Origin of the sequence: Nocardia cyriacigeorgica (genome assembly GCF_010868145.1) — a bacterium.
GTDB classification, from domain to species: domain Bacteria; phylum Actinomycetota; class Actinomycetes; order Mycobacteriales; family Mycobacteriaceae; genus Nocardia; species Nocardia cyriacigeorgica_D.
This window is the reverse complement of record NZ_JAAGUY010000008.1, coordinates 189,286-212,287: the sequence shown is the minus strand read 5'-3', so window position 1 is coordinate 212,287 and position 23,002 is coordinate 189,286. Positions and strand designations below refer to the sequence as shown.

Here is a 23,002-nt window from a genome sequence, read left to right as displayed (position 1 = left end):
CGGAGGGGGAGGCGGAGCCGATGGGGTCGGCGGGGGTGAGTAGTGCGGGGAGCACGAGTACCACCGAGGGCTCAATACCGGAGAATGCGCCCACTGGGTTTGATCCTTGTACTGATATCCCGCAGGACGTGCTGGACTCCGAGGGGTTGCATAACCGGTCGAATTCGGATGCCGAGGGCGCGAAGGGTATCGAGTGGCGCGGATGCCGCTGGGTCGTCAGTGACGGCTACGGCGCAAGCATCCGCACCACCAATATCACCGTTGATATGGTCGGCGAGAGTTCGGGCAGAGTCGTCCGCGAGGAGTACACGATCGCTGGCCGCGACGTGGTCGCATCGCACACGGACGACGAAAAAGACCCTCGGTCGGTATGCACACTGCAGGTGGCGATGACCGGTGGAAGCCTGGAATTCCTCCTGAGCAATCCGGCGTCGAATCGTAAGACAGGACATATCGACACATGCCAGCTCGCCCGGACCCTCGCGGAGAAGGTTGTGCCGCTTATCCCGGCCAACGCGTAGTCGATCGCATTGGAGCCGACGAATAGAGACGGGGGAACGATTACATGAGCGGCGAAACACCATCCGGGCCGTTTACCGGCATGATCACCGACGCGGCTGAAGGTCGGTTGTCCGTGCAGTTGAACGGCGACATCCGGGTGAACGCAGAGGAGTTCGTCTACATCGATCGTGATTGCACTGCATTCAAGGACCTGATCCGCGAGCTGCAAACGATCGCCGAAGAAGTCTCGAACCAAGAGAAGTGGGGACTCGGCGAAGACCAGGAGAAGCTGACGTCCGCCCAATTGCTCATCGCACGGTTCCGCGAGAAGGCCAAAGGCTCTGACAACAGCGTCCACACGGTCCTAGAAGAGCACTACAAAGTTGTCGACGAGATCCAGCAGCTCCACAAAGCAATAGCCCAGCGCTACATCGACACCGACGAGACCTTCGCCGCCCGCTACAACCAGCTCACTGCCGAGCTACCTCCCCCGGGCCCGATCGCCCCACCGCGCACCCAGCCCGGCGTAATCCCCGTAGCGAAGTAGGCCGCGATGTCCGACATTCAGAATGAGCTGCCGCGGATCAAAGACAGCGAGAATCCCGACAACCTGGCACATGCCCAGATCAATGGCGCGTTCACGCCGTTGAACACGACCGAGGGTTTCAGCGCCGCCAACAAATTCACCGAGATCGAGAACAAGTGGACCGATGGTGTCCGGGTCTTTGCGGCGCGTATCCAACGCTCGAGCGCGGCCGCGTGGGAGGGCGCGGCAGCGGAATCCGCCCGAACGGCGCTGTCGAACTACACCACCCGCGCCCAGGACCTTTCCCCGATCATGCAGGCGTTGGCCAGTCGCGTCTACGGCGCGGTCGATTCGATCAACTCGACCAAGCGTGAACTCCCGGAGGTCATCGAAAAGGGCAAAACCTGGACCCCGACCCTCATGCCGAACACCAGCGCGATTGCCCGCACGGCGCGAGACGATGCGGAGTCCACGGCCCGCGAAGTCATGGGCACCCACTACGTGGATCCATTCGTCAAGGCCGACAGTGAGATTCCCGTTCTGCCGAAGCCGGATGACCCCACCCAGCCGCTGATCCCGCCGGTGAAACCACCGACCAAGGGCCGCGACTGGGAAGGCGGGGGTGGCGATTCCGGCGGTGAAAACGGTGGCGGCAACGATACGGGTGGCGGCGATCAGGGCGGCACCGAATCCGGTGGGGAGACCGAGGAGCCCACCGAAGTTCCCGAAGAGCCGGGCACCGAGCCGACCGGGGAAGAACAGGAACCCGGAACGACCACCGCGAGCACCGCCACCAATGACCCGTTCACTGCGCCATCCGGAATCACCTCCCGGACAACGGATTCGTCGCCGTACTCCACCTCGCCTGCCGGCATCAACACTGCGGGCTACTCCCCTGCCGGCACTTCGGGCGGCGGGGCAGGTGGATCAGCTGGCGGTGGCGGCCGTGGCGGCCCCGGAGTCGGCGGCGGCGGTTCAGGCGGCTCCGGTTCGGGCGGTTCTTCGGGTGGGTCCGGTGCGGGTGCCGGGGGTGAGAAGCCGGGTGCCGGACGCAGCATTCCGGGCGGTCCCGGTGCTGTTCCTGGGCAGGCCGGAGTCGCGGGCGCCGCCGCTGCCAGGACGGCGGCAGCCGCCACCGGTCGCGGCATGATGGGCATGCCGATGGGCGGTATGGGCGCGGGTGCGGGTCGGGGCGGTTCGTCCACCGAGGAAGAGCACAAGACTCCGGACTACCTGATCAATGCCGAGAACACCGACGAACTGCTGGGCGAAGTTCCCAAGACGGTTCCGGGTGGTGTCATCGGTGGCGACATCGCGACGCCGCCGGCAGCTCCTCGGGACGGGGACCAGCGCACGTGACGGAATGGAAATGGGACCCCGATGATTTCGCGGCCCTGTGGTACAGCGCTGCCAACGATCGTTTCCCCCGCCCGTTGCGGTATATCAGCCGATTCGCTTTCCGTGGCGAGGCCGCGGTGCATCGGGAGAAGGTTCGCGCGAACTATGACGACGACCAGCTTGAACGTATCCAGCTCGCCATGCACACCCTCGCGGAATCCGATTTCCGTATCGAGATCATCGGCGGCACCACGCGAACCAAACGCGGCAAGGAAGGCGAGTATCGCGTGGTGGGCGCCAGTACCGCCTATCAGGCCGTCGTGCTGTCACAAACAGCCGTCGACGACGTCGACGGCGCGATCACCTGCCGCCTGTTCCGCCCGGAACATCTGGCCACCCGACTCACAGCGCTGCTCCCCTCCTGCGCCCCGGGCAAACAAGCCGCCGCCACCTTCCACCTGGACGATCTCGACCCGAGCCGCGCACCCGGCCGCTCGAGCTTCGCCCACCGCAGCCCACGCGAGGAATACCAGCGCATGGTGCTTCGTCCGGCCGACGGCGGCGGTAACGCCTGCCTGCTCACCGGCCCGATCCACAGCCGTCCCGACCCCTGGTATGCCACCCAGTGGTTCGACATCACCGGCGACGGCCGCTACCAGGAGCATCGAGTCCGCGACAAGATCTCCGTCCGCCCCGCCACCGGTGCCACCTTCACCGAACAGTTCTCCCACTGGATCGACCGCGCCCGCCGCCGCCTCCGGGAGGAAGCCGAAGAAGCGGCCTGGTAGCCGATTTCAGCGCATCCGCACCCGACGACACGTGATAGCAGGTCACCGGACCGGAGCCACCATTATTGGGGGGCCGAACAGGCTCGCGCGCATTCCAGACCTCGCGGTACTCTTCGCTTCCCCACAGACGGCGTTGCTAAACCTCCCAACTTCGGGGGATCAATCGGCTGCCGTCATCGATCGACAGAAAAGAACTTTGGTGAAGCGCACACTTGCAGTTGGGCTGGTTTTCGTCGCAATGGCGGCGGTGGGTTGCGGCTCGGAGGAGTCCACGGCTACCGACGACGCGCAGCAGATCCGAGACCTCATGGTCGAGCAAGAGACCGCCATGGCAACGTTCGATTTCGACAAGATGGCGACACTCACCTGCACCAAGTACCGCGAGGAAGTCAGGAATCTTTCGGACACCATGTTCCCGCCGATCAGCGAGGCCGGAACACCCGAAGAATTGGCCGCCACCGGGGCCGATGTGCTGATCCCTGCGATGAAGGCGTCGTACCCGACTGCGTCGGATGAAAGCATCAGCCAGCTGGTCGACGCGTTGATCCGCTACGACGAACCGGCTTACAAGGCAGCGAACCTCGATATCCTCCGCCAAACCACCACGGTCAAGATCGACAAGATCGAGAACATCAGCGTCACCGGAGACACCGCGACCGCGGACATCACCTCCACATGGGTGCACCCGGGCGAACAGCCGGCCCCCGAGGTCGCAGCCAATGCCTTCCTCAAAGAGGACGGCAAGTGGTTGGACTGTCAGCAGCCGTCGTAACGGAGACGCATCGCCTGGATGCCGGCTCACCCGGCATCCAGGCGATGACTACCCTCACGCGGTCCCATCAGATGGCGGCCATAATTCAGCCGCGGCCGGGGGCTCATGATCCCGCACCGGCAGTGGCGTGAAAATATGCAGATCAGATAGCGTTTTTGCTACCTCGGGGTGACCGAATGCGATAGAATTCGAACATGAGTTCGAGCGGAGGGATCGGCGACAGAGGTGCAGCGGCGTCGCTGCATGCCGCCGTCACCGACCTGCTCCACGAATCATTGACACCGCTGTCCGATGACGGCGTAATCGACCTGATGCGGGACGTGGAGCGCTGCACCCGAATGCTGACCATGGTGCGCCACCGCCTGCTCGTCGAAGCCAGTGAACGATCCCTGCCCGCCCGGCACGGATCGAAATCGCTGAAGCGATTCCTGATGGAAGCCCTGAACCTGGCGGGCGCCGACGCGGGCGCGCGCGTCCATCAAGCACAAACGGTCGCCACGTTCCACGATATGGCCGGCGAACCCGTCGAACCCCAACTGACGCACACCGCACGCGCTTTGACTTCTGGCGATATCTCTGCCGACCATGCCCGCGGGATCGCGACCGTCCTCAACCGGGTTCCGCGCGGAGCGTCGGCCGATGACCGGGCCGCCGCCGAAGAAGTCCTGACCGATTTCGCTCGCTCCGGTTCGCCGGACGATATCGGCAAGGTAGGCGACAAGATCCTGGCGTACCTCGACCCCGACGGCCGCCTCACCACGGACAATGACCGTGCCCGCATGCGCGGCATCATGATCGGCCGTCAACGCCCCGACGGCATGAGCCGCATCCGCGGCGACATCGACCCCGTCCTGCGCGCACTCCTTGACCCGCTACTGGCCAAGTACGCGCGCCCCGGCATGTGCAACCCCGACGACCCCACCAGCCCCGGAATCAAAGCTGCCGCCCCGAGTTCCGACGCCGACAGCCCAGTCACCACAGAGTCGAATTTGCCCGCTGACTCGGCTGGCAGGCGCGGCTGGTCGCAGCATTCGGCCGCACCGAGTGCTTGCACCAATCGCCCTGCCACCGAAGGAGCGAACCCGCCTGACGACCCGGGCAGGAGGCGCGACGGGTCGCAGAGTACAGCCACGCCGGTGGCCACGGGCAATGGTTCATCGGGCGACACCGTGCTGATGAGCGGACCAGCCGATCCCGTTATGAACCTCAGGGTTCCATCGGTTGAGCCGGTAGAAGGTGCGCGCCCGGCCGCCCACGCGACTGTGGTGGACCCGGCGGTGCTGGCCGAAGCCGCAGCCCGCGACCATCGCTCACCCGCCCAACGCAACCATGATGCGCTCAAAGCACTCCTGGCATCCGGTGTGATCAGCGAACAGCTCGGCAACCACCGCGGAGTCCCGGTCGCAACGATACTGACGATGTCTGTCAACGATGTCGAACGCGAAGCCGGAGTCGCGACCACTGCCACCGGCGGCACCGTCCCCCTCCGAGACGCCCTGGAAATGGCGCAACGCTCACAACCGTGGCTGGCGGTCTTCGACCACGCCGGACTCCCACTACATCTGGGCCGGATGAAACGGCTAGCGTCTCGCGATCAACGGCTGGCGTTGATCGCGACTCTGAAAGGCTGCTCACGCCCAGGATGCAATGCCCCGGCAAGCCTGTGCGCGGTCCACCACGTCCTCGACTACCGCAAGAACGGTGCCACCGACATCGAGAACCTCACCCTCGCCTGCGACGCCTGCCACGCATTGATCCACGACAAACCTGGCGGCTGGAAAACTCGCATCGAGGGCCCCCACTCCCCGTATGCCGACCGCACCGCCTGGATCGCCCCACCCCACATAGACCCACAACAAAAGCCACGCCTCAATCACCGCCACCACACGCCAGCGAACTACTCACTCGAGCGCTCTCACGCATCCACCTACGCCACGAATACGACCGCGAACAACACCGGCTATGGCGAAGCCAACAGGGAACATCCACACCGAACGCCGCGTGATCCGTCGACACGCAGGGTCCATCGACACCGGAGCGCCCGAGGCCAGCTGGGCGCCACTGGTGCGCGGCACGTCGCGGCCGGCACGCCGACTCCATACTGCTGCCATGCGTTGCCGATTGACGCCGCAAGGGAACGCTGCCCGGCACCTGGTAGCCGCCACCGAGCGGCGAGGCGGTCCCGTGTCAGCGGTCCGTGGCATCGCCACGGGCCAACACGCCCTTGGGCACCACCGCATCACCTACTGACGGGCCGTGCTGGTGCCGTCAGACTCCCGAACTCGGGTTGTCCCGGAGACGATGGCGCCTTATAGGAGATAGAGACGCTCCGTCGGCAGCCGCTCGAGGCCGCGTGGGTTACCAGGGAGGATTTCGGCAGCACCTGGATGGTGGCGAGTTCTCCATTCGGTGATGAATCTTGTTGCGGCGGTGCGGCAGATGGCGAAGTCGAAGCGCAGGCCATGGAGGTGGACGCTCAGGTGCACGTCGGGTTCGCCGGGGCGCGGCGAATCGTTTGTCCGGGCATCGGCTTCCCCAAGGCCGTGCTGATCGCTCGCCTCTGCGACGCGTTCCTCGGAGTCGGGACGGTCGCTCAACTCAGCGTCAGGCTCTAGGGCGCGGGGCTGATCCCTCAACCCCGCGCCGGGGTCGCCAGGGCCGGGCTGATCGCACGACCCCACCCCAGGATCCTCGGGTCCAGGTCGGTCGATCACTTCGGCGCTGGATTCCTCCGGGCCGGGTTGATCGATGACCCCCGGGGCGGATTCATCGGGGCGAGGTGTACCGCTCATCGTGGATATCCGGTGGTCGGCGTGCGCAGCCAGCCGCCGCGGCCCGCGCAGGTGCGGATCGAGTCGATGACCGTCAGCCCGGACGGCCGGAAAGGGCAGCGGGGCGGCTGGATCCAGCGACGGAATCGGTCGCCCTGATCGGTTGGGGATGGCAGGGCAATGGTGGCGCCGGTGCGGACGACGGAGACGTCGAGCCGGAACATCTCGGCGAGCAGCGCGGTGTCGTCGGGCAGATCGGGGCGGATCAGGAATGTCCAGCGGCCCGAGCGCATATGCGAGATGATCGGCCCGACACCGGAGGCCGAATCATGGTCGCGGGACCGCCGCAGATCGCCGTGCACGGCGAGCCCGAGCGCCGAGGGCATCATCAATCCCCACACATGATCGGCGCGCATCACGATGCGTCCGATCTCCGGTGGGTCGATCCAAGCGGGCAGATCGCAGACACGCCGATAGAAGTGACAGCGTGAGCGCGGCGTGTCTCCGAGCGGAACATGCTCCATAGCAGCACCTTCGGTTCGCGGGTAGTATGGGTGCGCTCGGCCCGGTGTGATGACGGACACCGGATCGGGAGCTGAGGGAGGGGCGTTTCCGGCGCAACTCCCACCGAGCGCACACACAGTTGAGCAGTACCGATGCGGCGATTGAAGGCCGATCGAGCGATAACCGCGAATTGCGGGGAATCTCCAGGTTGAGGGGCAGCTTGATAGCGGTTTGCTGTCGCCATGACAGCGCCGACCACGGTTTCTGACAGGCCGGAGCCTGCCGGAACGACAGACAGCTGAAGGGGATACGTCATGACAGAAGATGGCGCTGGTCCATCACTTCCACTTCGTCAGTTGGGGCAGTACTTCCGTCGCGCTCGGAGTGACGCGCACCTGACCCTCGATCAGGTGTCAGCCCACATGGAGTGGAGCCCGAGCAAACTAAGTCGGCTGGAGCGAGGCCAGCCCGGGAAACTCACTAATCGAGACATCCGGACGCTGTGCGAGTTTCTCGAATTCGAGACGGAGCAGACAGCCGCCATGCTCGGTCTCGCGCAGCAAGCGGCGGTGAAGAGCTGGTGGCACGCCTTCGGCGATCTGATTCCAGAGAACTTCAATGTGTATGTGGGGATGGAGAGTTCAGCGCGTCACCTGGAAATCTTCCGTCCGGACATCATCCCTGGGCTCTTCCAAACCGCGGACTACACCCGTGTCCTCGACCGGATCTACTTCCCGAGCGGCTCCGCCGAGGAGCACGACATGCGGATCGACGTCCGTATGAAGCGGCAGAAGATCTTCACGCGGAAGATCAAGCCCGTCACTCTGGATGTTGTATTGCACGAGTCCGTGCTGCGCACGATAGTTGGAGGCGGCGCGGTCATGGCCGCGCAGCTTTCGCACCTGGCTGATGTCAGCACGCGTCCCAACGTCAGCATTCGCGTTCTGCCATTCGCGGCAGGCTTCCCGGTCGGGCTTGCAGTCGGGCCATACGTGATTCTCGAATTCGGCACTGCCCCTATAGAACCGACTGTCGTATACGTCGAGAACTACACCGGCGACCTGTATCTTGAGGGAGAGTCGGATCTACAAAAGTACCGTTCGGCGACAGCAGCGATCCAGCGCGTCGCGCTGGACGCGGTATCCAGCAGGAACCTGCTCCGGCAGATGACGAAGGAGTACCGACAGTGACCGTTGATCTATCCGGGGCCCGCTGGTTCAAGAGCAGCCGCAGTGGCGGCGGCAAAGAATGCGTCGAAGTCGCCCACATCAACCACAACCACGTCGGCGTCCGCGACTCCAAGAACCCCACCGGTCCCGCCCTGATATTCACCCCCACCGCCTGGGACAACTTCACCACCGCCATGCGGCACGGCAAGTTCACCGGCTGACCGGAAGGACTGTTTCAAACAGTGGGGGAACGCAACTGGGCACTATGGCGGTTGTATCGGGACGACCTGGGCCAGCCACGAATCTGGCCCTACTTGCTCGCCGCTCTCGTACTGATCATCGCGATCTGCGGGGTGTGCGGGCTCGGGCTGTGGGGATTCAACCGCGTCGCCGGGACTACCAACGGTCCCGGCGGCGTGGTCGACTGCCCCGCACTGTCGTGGGACGGACAGTGCACGGTGACCTTCGACCGCCGCACCGATGGGGCGACCGTTCAGCTCGCCGGCCGCACGGTCCGCTTGATCGGCGTCTCCACGGAAACCAATTCCGCCGACTTCGACACCGATTCGCTCCTCGGCTGGAACGACGAGAGGTTCCACCTGAGGGTCGGCGAGGACTACGAGTTCAGCGGCAACACCCTCGAGCTGATCCAGATCACTCCCGACAAGGTCATCCTCCACTACTGGCCCCCGGCCGACGCCTGAACCCGCCGAGCGGCACCCGCGCAAGAGGCCCTCTCGACCGACGCCTCAGCCAGGTCCGGCACCGAACCGATCGGCACCAGCACCGACGACGCACCTCAGCTGCGGCCGTCGCTCGCGGTGGCCTTCACTCGGGCATCGCCGACCCAGCGGCCTTCCGCTCACCGAGTGGCACATGAGCGAGCGGTCTTCTCGACCGATGCCGCAGCCATGTGCCACTCGGCGCTGCCACACCCACGACATGAGGGTTTGGCAGCTTCGAACGGTTGGTGCTCAACGGAAATCGGCCATGTGGTCGGTCACCCACTCTCGATAGGTGTGTGCGGGCGCGCCGGTAACCTCCGCGACGGTGGACAGCACCGGCTCCGGCAGCGCCGTCTTCTCGTCCATCTCCCTCAGCACGTTGTCCACCTCATCGACCGGCATCCACGCGGACATGCCCGCCCGCATCTCCTCGCGGGGCATCTTCTCGAACCGCACCGGAACCCCGATCACATCGGCGATGATCTCCGCCCGCTGCGGAGCGGTCAGCAGCTCGGGACCGGTCACCTCGTAGACGGTGCCGGTGCGGCCCTCGAGCAGAGCCTGGACACCCACCGCAGCGATATCCCGCTCGTGGATCACCGACCTGCGCCATTCGTCGAAGTGTTCGCGCACAACACCTTCTGTGCGAATGGACTCCGCCCAGCCGAGGTCGTTGCCCGCGAATCCACCGGCGCGCACGAAGGTCCGGCCGACTCCCGTATCGTCGATGAGCCGCTCGAGGTAGCCATGCGAACCGGCCACCCCACCGACCTGCTCGTCGGCGCCCATGGCGGACAGGTAGACGACGTGCCGCGCCCGCTCGGCAAGCAGCCGCACCACTGCCGGCGCGGCCGCGTCCGCATCCAGCGTCGGCCACACCAGGAACACTCCGTGCACACCCTCGAGCGCGCCATCCAGGCTGCCCGGATCCGACAGATCGCCGCGGACGACCTCGACGCCGGCTGGAAGGCCCGCCGACTCGGGGCGGCGGACCAGCGCCCGAACGTCGACGCCCGCCTTGTGTAGTTGTTCGACGGCCTCGCGGCCGACCTTGCCCGATGCACCCGTAACCAGAATCATGGACCCCATCCTGATACCTGAACTATTGTTCAGGTCAAATCGAGATTCAGGGCAGCTCACGAAGGCTCGGAACCCTAGGCCCAAGGCCGCCGGTCGCATTCCAGGCCTGCGTGAATCGGATGATCTCGGTGCCGATGTGTTCGAGGAACTCGGAAGCTGCCGCGAGGCGGGCTCCGGCGGCAGTGGCGGATCCGAGAGTTTCCGCACCGCGCAGTGCGGCGTCGGCGAGGCGCTGGTTGGCGCGGGCGCTGGCCAGCACGGTCCGCAAGCCTGCGTCTTCGTCGATGAAGTAGCGCTGCCGTCTGCTCATGTCGTCGCGTCCACGCAAGAGCATGCCCTGTTCTTCCAGCAGTTTGACGGCGTGCGAAACGGTCGCCGCGCTGACTTGAAGGTGCTGTGCGAGTTCGGCGGCGGTCAGGCTGCCGGACTCGGAGCTGTAGAGGCAGGCCATGACACCAGCGGCGGTGCGGGGTACACCGGTCTCGATGAGGGCCGTAGTGAGATCGCGGACGACCGCGGATGTCGCCTCGGGTGTGGGACCGCTGTTCTCGCCGATCGGCGGCGTCGTGGCAGGGCGCGGCCTGCGCCGGGCTCGGTGGGTGGTGGCCAGTTGCGCCAGGTCCGCGCGGTAGCGCCCCGAACCGCCATTGCGCGCGACCTCACGGCTGACCGTCGAGGTGGGACGGCCGAGTCGCCGGCCGATTTCGGCGTGATCGAGCCCCTGCGCCAACCCGGTGGCGATGATCCGCCGCTCGGTCTCTGTCAGTCTGCGTCCTGGCATTCGGCCGCCTTCCCCGACTCGATCATGTCGGCGCCAGTATGCGTGGCGAGCAGAGGTTGTTGCAATGGAGGCCGGATGGCGTTGCATTGATCGGCACCATCATTGCAACTCGATTTACTGCTTTGACCAGCCTAGAAAGTGCTGTCCGTGGTCAGGGTCGTGGAACTTTCCTTCCATTTCAACCAAAGTTTCGAGCATGGCCACCGCGAGTTCGGCGGCCATCCACGCAAGGGCGCGACTCGACGATCCCACCACCGGATCACCTGGCGAAAGTGAGGACCCCATGCGGGCACGAGGCATCACCTACGACACCGGCTTCACTCCAGGCGGGCGGAGTACGCGGCCCGTCTTCGACTCCGACGCGGCGCGCCGGGAATTGCACACGATCGCCGACGAGCTACATTGCGATGCCGTCCGGATCACCGGCGACGATCCCGAACGCCTGACCATCGCGGCACAGCACGCCGTCGATACCGGGATGGAGGTCTGGTTTTCGCCTTTCCCCTGCGAGCTGTCCGCCACTCAGATGCTGCCGTACTTCGCCGACTGCGCCACGCGCGCCGACGCGGTGGGAGCCGCTGTCTTCGTGGCGGGCTGTGAACTGAGTTTGTTCGCCGACGGGTTCCTTCCCGGCACGGACACTTTCGCCCGGATCGAGAGTTTCACCAGCGGCGATCCGTCCGCCCTCGACACCCTTTCCGACGCCAACACCCGCATCAACCGCGCACTTGGCGATATCGCGGCCACGGTCCGAGAGCACTTCCACGGCAAGCTCAGCTACGCCGCCGCAACATGGGAAGACATCGACTGGTCCCCCTTCGACATCATCGGTATCGACGCCTACGGCGACCCCGCACACCCCGATTACAGTGCGGGCGTACGGGCACTGCGACAACAAGGAAAGCCGATCGCCGTCACCGAGGTCGGCTGCTGCACCTACCGAGGGGCGGCCGAGCACGGCGGAATGGGCTGGACCGTTGTTGACTTCGACGCCGCCCCGCAGCGCGTCATCGGCACCCCTATCCGCGACGAAGACGAACAAGTCCGCTATATGCGCGCGCTCTTCACACTCTTCGAGGAGGAGTCGGTGGACACCGCGTTCTGGCACACCTACGCCAGCTACACCCTTCCCCACAACCCTGACCCGAGCTTCGACCTCGATCTGGCGTCCTTCGGCGTATGCAAGATCATGCCCGACGGTAGCCTCACACCGAAGAACGCCTTTTACGCCTTGGCCGACATCTGCAAATAATCGACGACAAACCGTCTGCCCGTTCGCATGCCCGGTGGCGGAGGATGCGAACCCGACCTGTCCGGAGCAACCCATGCCTGCCTATGTCATCGCCCATCTGCAAGATGCCGCGCCGCACCCGGAGATCGCCGAATATGTCGAACGGCTCCCCGGGACCTTCCAGCCGTTCGGGGGTCGCTATCTCGTGCACATGACCCAGCACGAGGTGAAGGAGGGCAGCTGGCCCGGAGCGGTAGTGATGATCGGCTTTCCCGGGATCGCCGAAGCCCGAGCCTGGTGGGATTCACCCGAGTACCGGGAGATCGCACCGTTGCGCTCGCGGCACATCGACGGGGACATCATCATCGTCGAGGGCGTCCCCGATGGATACACCCCGACGGCTGCCGCTCGAGCAATACGGGATGCGGCTGGCTCTGTGTGATATCGCGCTGGTCAGCGGCAGATTTCGAGCGTTCACCGCGCTAGAATCGGGAGTGCGGATCGGCGAGCCCGCCCATTCGTGATGTGATCTCGGTGAGAAGTACGCGATGGGTAGGTTGTTCGCCGCGGTGGTCGCCGGCCTGATCGGCGGCCTGAATCTTCCCGCTGCCCTCGCGCCGCCACCGCTTCCCTATGTCGCGCTCGGCGATTCCTACACCACCGCACCGGGAATCCTCGATCCGGCACCGGCGAGCCCACCGCTGTGCACACGGTCGGCGGTGAACTATCCGCATCTGCTCGCGGAGGCCGCGGGATGGGAGCTCACCGACGTCAGCTGCGCGTCGGCGGCCACAGTCCACATGACCACCGCCCAATACCCCGATCAGCCACCGCAATTCGATGCGCTGTCACCGCGCACCCGCATCGTCACCTATCAGGCCGGTGGAAACGACGGCAATGTGTTCCAGACCATGGTGATCGCTTGTTCGGCGCTCAATGCCGGCAACGTCGCCGATGTGGGCGCACCGTGCCGCGACACGCTGGGTACGCGGTTCAGCGACGACATCGCCGCCGGAGAACCCGCGATGGGTGCGGCCATCCGGCGTATTCGCGAGCTCGCGCCGAATGCGCGGGTGTTCGTGGTCGGCTATCCGGCGGTACTGCCGGAATCGGGACGCTGCTATCCCCAGATGCCCCTGAGCACAGGCGACGTCGCTTACGCACGGGGTATCGAACAGGAACTCAATGCCGCGCTGCGGCGGCAGGCCGGGGCCAACGGCGCGGTCTATGTAGACATCTACACCCCGAGCATCGGGCACGACGCCTGCGCGGATCCCGCCACCCGCTGGGTCGAGCCGCTCGTGCCCGCGCAGCCGAACGCGACACCGGTGCACCCGAACGCAGCAGGTCAGCAGGCTACAGCGAACGTTCTCCGCGCGGTCATTACGGATAGGGCGCGGCGCGGCCAGGCAGAGTTCGACGACCGGTGAGAATTGGGCGGCATCCCGCCCGGCCCGCCGGTAAGGCCGATCGGTGTGTCAGCGAGGTGGAGGGGCATGGCCAGGTAGCGGAGCCGATGTGACGTCTACCCGAGCAACCAGGTCACTGTGATGTGCATTACGTGTTGAACATTTGACCAGCTTCACCCGCTTTCCGATCACCGCAGGTAGCGACTCGACGCGATAGCGCACCCCACCCTAAATATGAATTTGAATGATTGATTTCCACAAAAACCCTGGTAGAACTGTCTTTCCAATCTTGGGACGAAAGGTTGCCGCCACCGTAAACTCCGACGCCGTCCGGCAATCGCCGGTCGTTCGTGCGTAAAAGGGATTCAGCAATGAAGTTCGGCCGCTTCGCCGCCACCACTGTCCTCGCTGTCGCCGCCCTCGGCATTACCGCAGGCACCGCGCACTCCAAACCAGCGACGGTCACCGAGGAACTTCGCGCGGAGGGTGCCGAGCAGGGAATCGAATACACCACAACCTCCGACCCCACCGGCCGCACCATCACCACCAAGGTCGAGGACGGCACCTTCGAGGTCGTCGACGGCGAGGCGGACAAGGCCGATCGGGCCGTCCTGAAATCCGATGACGGTGCGGTCGTCGCCGAGATTCCGCTCGCCTACGAGATCTCGGGCAGCCGGATGACCGTGGCGCACGAAATCGCCGACAACGGTCGTGAACTCACCCTCACCACCAAGCCGTCGGCCAAGGAGATCGGCGAGATGCGCCCGATCAGCTCGATGTCGCGGCTGGTCGCCGAACTGGAGAAGAACGTTGTCGGCGTCGTCGCCGGTGCCGTGATCGGCGGCCTGATCGGCGCGGTCATCGGCATGGGCTTCTTCACCCTGCTCACGGGCCCGATCGGCGCGGTCGTCGGCGGACTCGCCGGTGGCGCCATCATGGGCGGACAGCCCTTCGTCGACGCCATCCTGGCAGTTCTCAACGGCCAACCGTGATCGAGCCGATGACCGAGCCGGACAACAACCAGGCACCGAGTCGCAGCCGTCGCCGACTGTCCAATACCGCCCTCACCGTCGCCATCGGGGCGTTCGTGACCGCGGGGATTCTGATCGTCGGCGTGTCGGTGCTGGTGTCATCGTTCGAATCCACCGTCGCCGAGGCGAAACAGGACCCGACCACCACGTCGGTGGCGCGTACTTCCGCGCCGACATCCGGGTCGAAGCAACCGGGCGTTGCGCCACCCCCGGTCACCACGACGACAACATCGGCGCCGACCTCTGCCTCAGCGGCCGCGGCGAACAAATCCGCGAAGGAAGCGGTCGCCGTTAAAGTGAACGTGGGCGACTGCGTCGTCCTCGACCCCGACCCGGCCAAGGTCGGCAAAACCGATTGTGGCAGCGACGATTCCACCTACAAGGTTGTCGATAAAGCCGCCGAAGGCGCCAGCTGCCCCTCCGACGCCGACCATTCCCACTCGATCGACAAGACCACGCTCTGCCTGGATATCGACTGGACCGTCGGCTCCTGCATGGCCCTCAAGCCCAGCCCCACCCGCATCCCCTGCACCGCCGCCGACGGCGTCAAAGTGGTTGCGGTGAAACAGAACACCACTGAGGTCGACACCTGCCCCAACGCCGACCGCGGTTTCGTCTACTCCGAACGCAAATTCGTCATCTGCTTCGCGGATCTGTGAGCTGAACCCGCAGGTGAGTGCCTGCGGGGTGAGTTCGGCGGTCGTTTCGATCCGCGCCCGTCTCGGAATGCGCGGAGACCCTCAGCCGTGCTCATTCGATCAGATTGAATGAGCACGGCTGAGGGGAACGCGGTCTACGCGCCGCACTGGATACGACGGGCTACCTCCGCGGGCACGCCATGACTGTTCACGCAGTCGAGGGCCGAGCCGGCATCGATCACACGCCAGTGCGTATGCCCGCCTTGTTCGCCGTACTGGAACAGGTACATGCTCGGCGGAGTCTCACCGTCCGGCACGCTCATCGCGGTGGCGTATTCGCCGCTGCACCTCGGCTGTTCGAGATCGGCCAAGGGGAATTGCGGACCACCGGTCATTCGCAGGGTGGTGATCAGGTACTCGCGGGTCACATCGGCACAGTGGTCGGTCACCGGAGCCGAGGCCGACGTCTCGGGCGGTGCCGCCGGAGGTTCCTCGGCCGGCGGCTCGGGTGCCGCAACCGGAGGCTCGGCGGGTACCGCAACCGGAGGTTCGGGCGCTGCCGTCGGCTGCTCGGGATGCGCCTGGTCGGTACTTCCGGCGGGTGCCGAGGTCGACACTCGTGTGGAAACGGTGCTCGATGCCGAAGAGTCCGAATCGGAGGCGCTCTCACCGCCACAAGCCGTGAGAACCGCCGCGCCGGCAACTGCCGCCGCGAGGAGAGCAAGTCGAGTCATGTTTCCTCCTGGTAGGGGCCGCCTATGGCCGACCACTACAGAAGAATCTCGGCGATCAGGGTTTCGTTACAACGAAGTTCAGCGGGACATCGGCGCCAGGAATTGCTCTCGTCGGCGGCATTGCAACACAGTACGAACCTTTCCAATTCCCAACCCTGAGAACATTTCGCCGTTATGCGATCGAGATCGATTCAGTTGCTAACAACGGCCGATTGCGAAACGACCAACCCGGCATGAGTCTGAAAAGCAAGCAGGGTCAACAGCTCTCGGTGGGTGCCGCCATCATCACCACGATGACCGCCGCCACACTTGTCGGGCTCAGCGGACCAGCCGCAGCGCTTCCCACCGATCAGGTCGTCCAATTCGTCCCCACATTGACGCGTGTCCCTGGCAACAATTGCTCCGCGATCATCAATGCCGAAACCGTGCCCCAACCCCAATCCGGCCAGTTCGGTGTTCGCGTGAAGATCACCCAAACCGGGCAGAACTGTGGGGCCTATCGCGTCGCTGTGCGTTGGAAGAACCTGGATTCCGGATACGCCGACGGCCAGTCCCACCGCGTCAACGAAAACGGCGCCATCGAAGCGTATGAGGGCGGCGTGATCATGGGTATGGGCATGGGCCCCGGCGCCGGCCGAGTGGAGGCCCGGATCGTCACGCTGTCCGAGAACCACCACGAACTGGAGCAGATGTCAGGCACGGCGAGGTTCACCCTCGGCTGAGAACGGCGGAAACGCCAGATGAGGGGCACCGTAGAGGGTGCGGTGCCCCTCACCTACTCGGGGCAGGGCGTCACCGCTCACACGGTGCGGTATCAGGGGAACCGCTTCGCAATCGCCGCCGCGATCACCTCAGGTTCGTGTTCCTGAATGAAGTGGCCCGCGCGCGGCAGCTCGACCACCTCGACATCGGTGAACGCGGCTCGCATCCGCGGAATACAAGCGTTCGGACGGAACACCATGTCCCGCATTCCCCACACCAGAAGTGCCGGCTTGTCGGCGAGCTCGGCGGGCACGTCTCGGGCCAGCTGGTCCAGCAGCGGGCGGGCCGCACGAATTTGTTCGGGCGTCGCGGCGAGTCCGCACCGGGCCTCCGCGGTGGGCTGCACCATGCGGTAGTGGTCGGCCTCCGCCGCGCTGAGTTTGCTCCCCAGCTCGGACAGCAGTACGCGCTCGATGAGAAAGTTCCGTTCGAGGATCCGCCGCTGCATCGGACCGCTACTCATGATCACGCTGAATGCCCGATTGGCCATCGCTTCGATCGGCCAGAACACAGTGTTGCCCAGCACGATCCCCCGTACTCGATCAGCACGCGGCACGACCGCACCCAGTCCGATGGGCCCGCCCCAATCCTGTCCCATCACGATGAAGTCATCGAGCTGGAGGTGATCGATCAGCTCAGCGAGGACCGCGGTGTGCTCGGCGATCGTGTAGCCGAAACCCGCAGGGCGTGCGGACAATCCGAAACCCAGATTGTCGACGGCAACACATCGATACCGGTCACGCAACTCCTTCACGATGTGGCGGTAGAGAAAACTCCACGCCGGAGCGCCATGACAGAACAGGATCGTCGGTCCCGCCCCCTCGTCGATGTAATGAACCCGCCCAACAGACGAGTCGAACCAGCGCGAATCGAACGGATACAAACCCGCGTCGGGAACAAAATCGATAAGCATGAGCCCCTCCCTCCTAGCCAGCCTACACGCGGGGCGGCGGGGCCGTTCGCCACCGAGATGGCAGCTCTCGTCGAAAGCCAACTGACAGTGAGAATTCGGTTGATAGCATGACGGCGTGGTTCTGATCCCGCGGTTGCGGCTTGCGTTGACCGGGCTGCTGGCCGTTGGCGCCGTGATGATTTCGTCGTGTGGCCAGCAGGTATCCGGCGAAGCTCAGTCTGCTGCCGGTGAAGCTCAACCAACCGACGGCGACAGCGTTTCCTGCGATGCGGGAGTGGTGTTCGTTCTCGATGTGTCGCTGTCGATGGATGCCACCGACGTGGCGCCGAGTCGGCTGGCGGCCGCGAAGCGGGCTGCGAAAGACTTCGCGGCCGGACTCCCGGATCAGACACCGCTGGGATTCGTCACGTTCGCGGGCACGGCGCAGGTGGTGACGCGGCCGTCGACCGACCGGGATGAGTTCGACAAGGCCATCGACTCGGTGACATTGAGCGAACGCACCGCGACCGGCGAGGGCATATTCACGGCGCTGTCCGCTACGGGATTGTCACCCGCGAGCGCCCACCGGATCATCCTGATCTCCGACGGCAAACAAACGGTTCCGGCCGATCTGAACGACTCACGCGGCGCGTACACCGCGGCCCAGAAGGCCGAGCAGGGCGGGGTGCCCATCTCCACGATTTCGCTGGGCACCGACCAGGGTGAGGTCGCCGTTCCCGGCGGCACCGATGGACATACGGTCCGGGTGCCCACCGACCCCGAATCGCTGCGAGAAATCGCCCGACTGTCCGGCGGCGAATTTCACGACGCCGCCAGCGCCGAGGAACTGACCACCGCATTAGAGGCAATGAGCTGTGACCATTGAGCCGGCCCTGCACCTGTGACGGCGTGCCCGCCATCGGGACCGCAGACAGGGATTGGGCATAGCCGACCAGGGTGGCGAATCGGCGGACCGCCCACAGATCCCACATGATCCGGACGACCCGCCGAAGCCCTGACTTCTACTTCCCGATAGCCCCGGTGCTCAGGAACCCGAGCAGATCGTGCCGGGTGATCACACCCACCGGCTTACCGTCCTCGACAACCATCAGCGCATCCGAATCCGACAGCGCCTTGGTCGCCGCGGAAATCGGCTCACCCGAGCCGATCAGCGGGAACGACGGCGACATGTGCTGTGCCACCGAATCGGTGAGATGCGCCCGCCCTTCGAAAACAGCCGACAGCAGATCGCGTTCGGAGACGCTTCCCGCGACCTCACCCGCCATGACCGGCGGCTCGGCGCCGACAACGGGCATCTGAGAGACGCCGTATTCGCGCAGGATCTCGATCGCGTCGCGCAAGGTTTCCGACGGGTGGGTGTGCACCAGGTCGGGCAGGGCACCGGACTTACCGCGCAGGACATCGCCGACGAGAGGCTCGGCGGTGGAGCCGTCGAGGCGGGTGCGCAGGAAGCCGTAGGAGCTCATCCACTCGTCGTTGAAGATCTTGGACAGGTAGCCGCGGCCACCGTCGGGCAGCAGGACGACCACAATCGCATCGGGATCCCGGCGGGCAACCTCGATGGCGGCGACGACGGCCATACCGCAAGAACCGCCGACCAGCAGACCCTCTTCGCGGGCGAGGCGACGGGTCATATCGAAGGAATCGGCGTCGGAGACGGCGATGATCTCGTCCGGGATGGCCGGGTCGTAGGCGGAGGGCCAGAAATCCTCGCCGACACCTTCGACCAGGTACGGGCGGCCGGTGCCGCCGGAGTACACCGAACCCTCGGGGTCGGCGCCGATGATCTGCACCTTCCCGCCGGAGACCTCCTTGAGGTAGCGGCCGGTCCCGGTGATGGTGCCTCCGGTGCCGACACCGGCGACGAAGTGGGTGACCTTGCCGTCGGTATCGCGCCAGATCTCGGGGCCCGTGGTCTCGTAGTGGCTGTCGGGGCCGCCGGGGTTGGAATACTGGTCGGGCTTCCAGGCGCCGTCGATCTCGCGGACGAGGCGGTCGGAGACGCTGTAGTAGCTGTCGGGGTGATCCGGCGGGACGGCGGTCGGGCACACGACCACTTCGGCGCCGTAAGCGCGCAGCACGTTGCGCTTGTCTTCGCTGACCTTGTCGGGGCAGACGAACACGCACTTGTAGCCGCGCTGCTGCGCGACCAGCGCAAGGCCAACACCGGTATTACCCGAGGTCGGCTCGACAATCGTGCCGCCAGGACGTAGCTGCCCGGATGCTTCGGCGGCCTCGATCATCTTCACCGCGATCCGGTCCTTGGAGCTACCGCCCGGGTTCAGGTATTCGATCTTGGCGGCCACCACACCGGCGTTCGGCCCGACGACCGAGTTCAGCCGAACCAGCGGGGTGTTGCCGATGAGGTCCACGACATGATCCGCGATGCGCATGACTCCATCGTTGCAGAACCGTTGCCGACAGGTGCGGGCCGGTCACGCACACCACACCGACGGCACCGGGCCGCGGCGCGCATTCCTGCGGAAAACGCCTCCGCCGCCTAATATCTGCGGCTATGAGGCTGCCGAACACTGCCCGGGTCGCCGCGGTGCTGACCGGATCGACGGTCGCACTGGTCGTCGCGACGGGTGCGCCCGCTGCCGCGGCCACCACCACCGTCGCCTTCCCCGATGTGCCCACCATGGCCTATGGCGGGCTGTGCTGGACCAGTATCCACACCTGGGCCGACACCAGCCCCGACTGGCCCGGACGCGCCGTGGTGAACGTGCGCGCGGCGCCGGTCGGCGGGATCGGCCCCGGCCAGTACCCGCTGGCACCCCTGTGTGAGGTCCGCACCACCGTGGCCTGGCGCAACACCACCACCGGCGCCACCGGCACCTACGAGAACAACGTGGTGACCGGCATCTACGGCAGCATCCAGTACTCGCTGTTCCAGGACACCGGGCCCGGCCGCATCGAGGTCACCGTCAGCACCAACCACGCCAACATTCCGGCACGCGGTTCCTTCGACGTCCCGGCCTGATCCCGGCCGCCGAGGCAGCACTCGGCCCAACAGCACGAGGCGGCCGGGCGGTGTCCGGCCGCCACGGCACGCGGCAACCGGCGAGAACTGCGCGAACGGCCGAAACACGTAAAATCCGAGTCCGTGGGCGAGTCTCGAATCGGATGGCGCACCGCCGCGGTCACCGGGGCCGCGACCGTGCTGGCGGGCTCGGGCGCGGGGACGGTGTCGTGGGTGGCGTATCGGCATCTCATGGCGCAGGCGGGTGTCGCGCGCGGCGTCATCGGGCGTGACACCTCCAAACCGCCGGAAGCCGACGGCATCTATCTACCGGGCGAGGTACGGCCCGAACCGTGGCGGCTGGATCGGCACGCCGACCTGCACCTGATGATCTTCGGCGATTCCACCGCGGCGGGCGTCGGCTGCACCGACGCGACGGAAGTACCAGGAGTCCGGCTGGCTCGCGGCCTGGCCGAGGCGACCGGGCAGCGCATCCGATTGAGCACCAAAGCCATCTCCGGAGCGACGTCCAAGGGCCTGTCCGGCCAGGTGGACGCGATGTTCGTGGCCGGGCCACCACCGGACGCCGCGGTGATCCTGATCGGCGGAAACGACATCACCAAGAAGCATTCGGTGACGCGCTCGGCCGATCGTCTCAAACGGGCCGTCGCGCGGCTGTGCGGAGCGGGCAGCGTCGTGGTGGTCGGTACCTGCCCCGATCTGGGCACCGTCATCGCCATCCCACAACCGTTGCGCAGTGTGGTGCGCACCTGGAGCCATCGGCTGGCCAGGGCCCAGACCGCCGTCACCCTCACCGCGGGCGGTCATCCGGTGTCGATGGGCGATCTGCTCGGCAAAGACTTCCAGGCCGCGCCGGAACAGATGTTCTCCGCCGACGGCTTCCACCCCTCGGCCGCCGGATACGCACTCGCCGCCGAGCATTTGCTGCCGGTTCTGATCCAGGCTCTCGCTGAGCGGGATCTGGTCGTACCGGGTGTTTCCCCCTAGCCGGGCGCGACGTAGATTCGAAGTGATTCGTACCCGCGAGTACCGCACGTGTGGTCGCGACCACACGTCGTGCTCCGAGACATAAGGAGTCCTCATGCCTGAGGCCGTCATCGTTTCGTACGCCCGCTCCCCCATCGGCCGTGCAGGCAAGGGTTCTCTGGTGAGCATGCGGCCGGACGACCTCGCCACCCAGATGGTCCGCGCCGCGCTCGACAAGGTTCCCGCGCTCGACCCCGCTCAGATCGACGATCTGATGCTCGGCTGCGGCCAGCCCGGTGGCGAAGCCGGCTTCAACATGGCCAAGGTCGTCGCGACCCAGCTCGGCTACGACTTCCTGCCCGGCGTCACCCTCAACCGGTACTGTTCGTCGTCGCTACAGACCACCCGCATGGCGCTGCACGCCATCAAGGCCGGTGAAGGCGATGTGTTCATCTCCGCCGGTGTGGAGACCGTCTCGCGCTTCCCGAAGGGCACCTCCGACGGCTGGCCCGACACCCACAACGAGAAGTTCGGCGAAGCCGAATCGCGTACCACCAAGCGCGCCGAAGGCGGCTCCGACCGCTGGGCCGACCCACGCGAGAACGGCGAGCTGCCCGACATCTACATCGCGATGGGCCAGACCGCCGAGAACGTCGCCCAGTTCACCGGCATCTCGCGTGAGGACCAGGACCACTGGGGCGTGCGCTCGCAGAACCGCGCCGAGGAGGCCATCAAGGCCGGCTTCTTCGAGCGGGAGATCACCCCGGTGACCCTGCCCGACGGCACCGTCGTCTCCACCGATGACGGCCCGCGCGCAGGTACGACCTACGAGAAGATCTCGCAGCTCAAGCCGGTGTTCCGTCCCGACGGCACCATTACCGCTGGTAACGCCTGCCCCCTCAACGACGGCGCCGCCGCCCTGGTGATCATGAGCGACACCAAGGCCAAGGAGCTGGGCCTGACCCCGCTGGCCCGCATCGTCTCCACCGGCGTGTCCGGTCTGTCGCCCGAGATCATGGGCCTCGGCCCGATCGAGGCGGTCCGTAAGGCGCTTAAGTTCGCGGGCAAGACCATCGACGACATCGACCTGTACGAGATCAACGAGGCCTTCGCGGTGCAGGTGCTCGGTTCGGCCCGTGAGCTGAACATGGATCTGGACCGGCTCAACGTCTCCGGTGGCGCGATCGCCCTCGGCCACCCGTTCGGTATGACCGGCGCCCGCATCACCGCGACGCTGATCAACAACCTGCAGACCCACGACAAGCAGTTCGGTCTGGAGACCATGTGCGTCGGCGGCGGGCAGGGCATGGCGATGGTCATCGAGCGGCTGAGCTAGTAGCTCGCGGCACGAACAGGAATGGCTCCCTACCCACTCGGGTA

The 23,002-nt window shown here is 65.7% G+C and carries 25 protein-coding genes; 19 read left to right on the top strand and 6 right to left on the bottom strand.

Going from position 1 to position 23,002, the window contains the following annotated elements; genetic code table 11:
* Nucleotides 1-20: 20 nt before the first annotated feature.
* From GV792_RS13020 to GV792_RS12995, 6 genes are all read left to right on the top strand, one after another.
* The gene (locus GV792_RS13020) at nucleotides 21-521 is read left to right on the top strand and encodes a DUF3558 domain-containing protein (RefSeq protein WP_256673814.1); all 501 of its coding nucleotides are present in this window, start codon (nucleotides 21-23) and stop codon (nucleotides 519-521) included.
* A gap of 44 nt (nucleotides 522-565) precedes the next feature.
* A complete protein-coding gene (locus GV792_RS13015; protein WP_163824343.1) occupies nucleotides 566-1,048 on the top strand; it encodes a hypothetical protein in 483 nt (160 codons plus the stop codon).
* 6 nt (nucleotides 1,049-1,054) lie between these two features.
* Nucleotides 1,055-2,386, top strand: coding sequence for a hypothetical protein (locus GV792_RS30095; protein ID WP_163824342.1), 1,332 nt, complete (start codon nucleotides 1,055-1,057; stop codon nucleotides 2,384-2,386).
* Nucleotides 2,383-3,153 carry an ESX secretion-associated protein EspG gene (locus GV792_RS13005; RefSeq protein WP_163824341.1) on the top strand — a complete coding sequence of 257 codons (771 nt, stop codon included), beginning with the start codon at nucleotides 2,383-2,385 and terminating at the stop codon, nucleotides 3,151-3,153. The genes GV792_RS30095 and GV792_RS13005 overlap by 4 nt, the downstream gene beginning before the upstream one ends.
* Nucleotides 3,154-3,184: 31 nt before the next feature.
* Nucleotides 3,185-3,925: a hypothetical protein gene (locus GV792_RS13000; protein ID WP_163824340.1), complete on the top strand. Its 741-nt coding sequence runs from the start codon at nucleotides 3,185-3,187 to the stop codon at nucleotides 3,923-3,925.
* A gap of 194 nt (nucleotides 3,926-4,119) precedes the next feature.
* A complete protein-coding gene (locus GV792_RS12995; protein WP_256673810.1) occupies nucleotides 4,120-6,240 on the top strand; it encodes an HNH endonuclease signature motif containing protein in 2,121 nt (706 codons plus the stop codon).
* Nucleotides 6,241-6,713: 473 nt separating this feature from the next.
* On the opposite strand, the gene GV792_RS12990 is transcribed toward GV792_RS12995, so the two are convergent.
* Nucleotides 6,714-7,220, bottom strand: coding sequence for a DNA-directed RNA polymerase subunit beta (locus GV792_RS12990; protein WP_163824339.1), 507 nt, complete (start codon nucleotides 7,218-7,220; stop codon nucleotides 6,714-6,716).
* A gap of 294 nt (nucleotides 7,221-7,514) precedes the next feature.
* Here GV792_RS12990 and GV792_RS12985 point away from each other — a divergent pair, with 294 nt between their 5' ends.
* Genes GV792_RS12985 through GV792_RS12975 form a run of 3 tightly spaced genes read left to right on the top strand, consistent with a single transcriptional unit; the run spans nucleotide 7,515 to nucleotide 9,073 of the window.
* Entirely contained in the window at nucleotides 7,515-8,390 is an 876-nt protein-coding gene (locus tag GV792_RS12985; protein ID WP_163824338.1) for a helix-turn-helix domain-containing protein, read from the top strand.
* Nucleotides 8,387-8,590: a DUF397 domain-containing protein gene (locus GV792_RS12980; protein WP_163824337.1), complete on the top strand. Its 204-nt coding sequence runs from the start codon at nucleotides 8,387-8,389 to the stop codon at nucleotides 8,588-8,590. Before GV792_RS12985 ends, GV792_RS12980 begins: the two co-directional genes overlap by 4 nt.
* Before the next feature lie 21 nt (nucleotides 8,591-8,611).
* Complete coding sequence (locus GV792_RS12975; protein WP_163824336.1) at nucleotides 8,612-9,073, top strand: hypothetical protein; 462 nt, start codon at nucleotides 8,612-8,614, stop codon at nucleotides 9,071-9,073.
* Nucleotides 9,074-9,343: 270 nt separating this feature from the next.
* Here the strand turns inward: GV792_RS12975 and GV792_RS12970 are convergent, their stop codons facing one another.
* Together GV792_RS12970 and GV792_RS30325 are read right to left on the bottom strand one after the other, a co-directional pair.
* Complete coding sequence (locus tag GV792_RS12970; RefSeq protein WP_163824335.1) at nucleotides 9,344-10,174, bottom strand: SDR family oxidoreductase; 831 nt, start codon at nucleotides 10,172-10,174, stop codon at nucleotides 9,344-9,346.
* 46 nt (nucleotides 10,175-10,220) lie between these two features.
* Complete coding sequence (locus tag GV792_RS30325; RefSeq protein WP_375154463.1) at nucleotides 10,221-10,955, bottom strand: helix-turn-helix domain-containing protein; 735 nt, start codon at nucleotides 10,953-10,955, stop codon at nucleotides 10,221-10,223.
* Between the two features lie 196 nt (nucleotides 10,956-11,151).
* Between GV792_RS30325 and GV792_RS12960 the strand changes: the two genes are divergently transcribed.
* The 5 genes from GV792_RS12960 to GV792_RS12940 all read left to right on the top strand — a co-directional run bounded on the left by GV792_RS12960 (nucleotide 11,152) and on the right by GV792_RS12940 (nucleotide 15,285).
* Complete coding sequence (locus tag GV792_RS12960; RefSeq protein WP_218581196.1) at nucleotides 11,152-12,207, top strand: hypothetical protein; 1,056 nt, start codon at nucleotides 11,152-11,154, stop codon at nucleotides 12,205-12,207.
* A 73-nt stretch (nucleotides 12,208-12,280) separates the two neighbouring features.
* Nucleotides 12,281-12,628, top strand: a complete 348-nt coding sequence (locus GV792_RS12955) for a DUF1330 domain-containing protein (protein ID WP_163824334.1) — start codon at nucleotides 12,281-12,283, stop codon at nucleotides 12,626-12,628.
* 106 nt (nucleotides 12,629-12,734) lie between these two features.
* Nucleotides 12,735-13,616 (top strand): SGNH/GDSL hydrolase family protein, encoded by an 882-nt coding sequence (locus GV792_RS12950; protein ID WP_163824333.1) that lies wholly within the window; start codon nucleotides 12,735-12,737, stop codon nucleotides 13,614-13,616.
* Nucleotides 13,617-13,966: 350 nt separating this feature from the next.
* A complete protein-coding gene (locus GV792_RS12945) occupies nucleotides 13,967-14,587 on the top strand; it encodes a hypothetical protein (RefSeq protein WP_163824332.1) in 621 nt (206 codons plus the stop codon).
* Between the two features lie 8 nt (nucleotides 14,588-14,595).
* Nucleotides 14,596-15,285: an LppU/SCO3897 family protein gene (locus tag GV792_RS12940; protein WP_163824331.1), complete on the top strand. Its 690-nt coding sequence runs from the start codon at nucleotides 14,596-14,598 to the stop codon at nucleotides 15,283-15,285.
* Between the two features lie 134 nt (nucleotides 15,286-15,419).
* On the opposite strand, the gene GV792_RS12935 is transcribed toward GV792_RS12940, so the two are convergent.
* Complete coding sequence (locus GV792_RS12935) at nucleotides 15,420-15,998, bottom strand: hypothetical protein (protein WP_163824330.1); 579 nt, start codon at nucleotides 15,996-15,998, stop codon at nucleotides 15,420-15,422.
* A gap of 233 nt (nucleotides 15,999-16,231) precedes the next feature.
* Here GV792_RS12935 and GV792_RS12930 point away from each other — a divergent pair, with 233 nt between their 5' ends.
* A complete protein-coding gene (locus tag GV792_RS12930; protein WP_256673809.1) occupies nucleotides 16,232-16,720 on the top strand; it encodes a hypothetical protein in 489 nt (162 codons plus the stop codon).
* A 92-nt stretch (nucleotides 16,721-16,812) separates the two neighbouring features.
* Here GV792_RS12930 and GV792_RS12925 read toward each other — a convergent pair whose 3' ends face one another.
* Entirely contained in the window at nucleotides 16,813-17,673 is an 861-nt protein-coding gene (locus tag GV792_RS12925) for a haloalkane dehalogenase (protein ID WP_163824329.1), read from the bottom strand.
* Between the two features lie 115 nt (nucleotides 17,674-17,788).
* Here GV792_RS12925 and GV792_RS12920 point away from each other — a divergent pair, with 115 nt between their 5' ends.
* On the top strand, nucleotides 17,789-18,538 hold the full coding sequence (locus GV792_RS12920; RefSeq protein WP_309139105.1) for a VWA domain-containing protein: 750 nt from the start codon (nucleotides 17,789-17,791) through the stop codon (nucleotides 18,536-18,538).
* 136 nt (nucleotides 18,539-18,674) lie between these two features.
* Here the strand turns inward: GV792_RS12920 and GV792_RS12915 are convergent, their stop codons facing one another.
* Nucleotides 18,675-20,066 carry a cystathionine beta-synthase gene (locus GV792_RS12915; RefSeq protein ID WP_163824328.1) on the bottom strand — a complete coding sequence of 464 codons (1,392 nt, stop codon included), beginning with the start codon at nucleotides 20,064-20,066 and terminating at the stop codon, nucleotides 18,675-18,677.
* Between the two features lie 122 nt (nucleotides 20,067-20,188).
* Here GV792_RS12915 and GV792_RS12910 point away from each other — a divergent pair, with 122 nt between their 5' ends.
* The 3 genes from GV792_RS12910 to GV792_RS12900 all read left to right on the top strand — a co-directional run bounded on the left by GV792_RS12910 (nucleotide 20,189) and on the right by GV792_RS12900 (nucleotide 22,958).
* Complete coding sequence (locus tag GV792_RS12910; RefSeq protein WP_163824327.1) at nucleotides 20,189-20,656, top strand: hypothetical protein; 468 nt, start codon at nucleotides 20,189-20,191, stop codon at nucleotides 20,654-20,656.
* Nucleotides 20,657-20,779: 123 nt separating this feature from the next.
* On the top strand, nucleotides 20,780-21,643 hold the full coding sequence (locus GV792_RS12905; RefSeq protein ID WP_163824326.1) for an SGNH/GDSL hydrolase family protein: 864 nt from the start codon (nucleotides 20,780-20,782) through the stop codon (nucleotides 21,641-21,643).
* A gap of 94 nt (nucleotides 21,644-21,737) precedes the next feature.
* Nucleotides 21,738-22,958, top strand: coding sequence for an acetyl-CoA C-acetyltransferase (locus GV792_RS12900; protein ID WP_163824325.1), 1,221 nt, complete (start codon nucleotides 21,738-21,740; stop codon nucleotides 22,956-22,958).
* The last annotated feature ends 44 nt before the right edge of the window (nucleotides 22,959-23,002 follow it).

Excerpts from the sequence above, each read along its gene's own strand:
- GV792_RS13020 (WP_256673814.1), top strand. The coding sequence starts at position 21 with ATGGGGTCGGCGGGGGTGAGTAGTGCGGGGAGCACGAGTACCACCGAG.
- GV792_RS13015 (WP_163824343.1), top strand. The coding sequence starts at position 566 with ATGAGCGGCGAAACACCATCCGGGCCGTTTACCGGCATGATCACCGAC.
- GV792_RS30095 (WP_163824342.1), top strand. The coding sequence starts at position 1,055 with ATGTCCGACATTCAGAATGAGCTGCCGCGGATCAAAGACAGCGAGAAT.
- GV792_RS12995 (WP_256673810.1), top strand. The coding sequence starts at position 4,120 with ATGAGTTCGAGCGGAGGGATCGGCGACAGAGGTGCAGCGGCGTCGCTG.
- GV792_RS12990 (WP_163824339.1), bottom strand. The coding sequence starts at position 7,220 with ATGGAGCATGTTCCGCTCGGAGACACGCCGCGCTCACGCTGTCACTTC.
- GV792_RS12985 (WP_163824338.1), top strand. The coding sequence starts at position 7,515 with ATGACAGAAGATGGCGCTGGTCCATCACTTCCACTTCGTCAGTTGGGG.
- GV792_RS12970 (WP_163824335.1), bottom strand. The coding sequence starts at position 10,174 with ATGATTCTGGTTACGGGTGCATCGGGCAAGGTCGGCCGCGAGGCCGTC.
- GV792_RS30325 (WP_375154463.1), bottom strand. The coding sequence starts at position 10,955 with ATGCCAGGACGCAGACTGACAGAGACCGAGCGGCGGATCATCGCCACC.
- GV792_RS12960 (WP_218581196.1), top strand. The coding sequence starts at position 11,152 with ATGGCCACCGCGAGTTCGGCGGCCATCCACGCAAGGGCGCGACTCGAC.
- GV792_RS12955 (WP_163824334.1), top strand. The coding sequence starts at position 12,281 with ATGCCTGCCTATGTCATCGCCCATCTGCAAGATGCCGCGCCGCACCCG.
- GV792_RS12950 (WP_163824333.1), top strand. The coding sequence starts at position 12,735 with ATGGGTAGGTTGTTCGCCGCGGTGGTCGCCGGCCTGATCGGCGGCCTG.
- GV792_RS12945 (WP_163824332.1), top strand. The coding sequence starts at position 13,967 with ATGAAGTTCGGCCGCTTCGCCGCCACCACTGTCCTCGCTGTCGCCGCC.
- GV792_RS12940 (WP_163824331.1), top strand. The coding sequence starts at position 14,596 with ATGACCGAGCCGGACAACAACCAGGCACCGAGTCGCAGCCGTCGCCGA.
- GV792_RS12935 (WP_163824330.1), bottom strand. The coding sequence starts at position 15,998 with ATGACTCGACTTGCTCTCCTCGCGGCGGCAGTTGCCGGCGCGGCGGTT.
- GV792_RS12930 (WP_256673809.1), top strand. The coding sequence starts at position 16,232 with ATGAGTCTGAAAAGCAAGCAGGGTCAACAGCTCTCGGTGGGTGCCGCC.
- GV792_RS12925 (WP_163824329.1), bottom strand. The coding sequence starts at position 17,673 with ATGCTTATCGATTTTGTTCCCGACGCGGGTTTGTATCCGTTCGATTCG.
- GV792_RS12915 (WP_163824328.1), bottom strand. The coding sequence starts at position 20,066 with ATGCGCATCGCGGATCATGTCGTGGACCTCATCGGCAACACCCCGCTG.
- GV792_RS12910 (WP_163824327.1), top strand. The coding sequence starts at position 20,189 with ATGAGGCTGCCGAACACTGCCCGGGTCGCCGCGGTGCTGACCGGATCG.
- GV792_RS12900 (WP_163824325.1), top strand. The coding sequence starts at position 21,738 with ATGCCTGAGGCCGTCATCGTTTCGTACGCCCGCTCCCCCATCGGCCGT.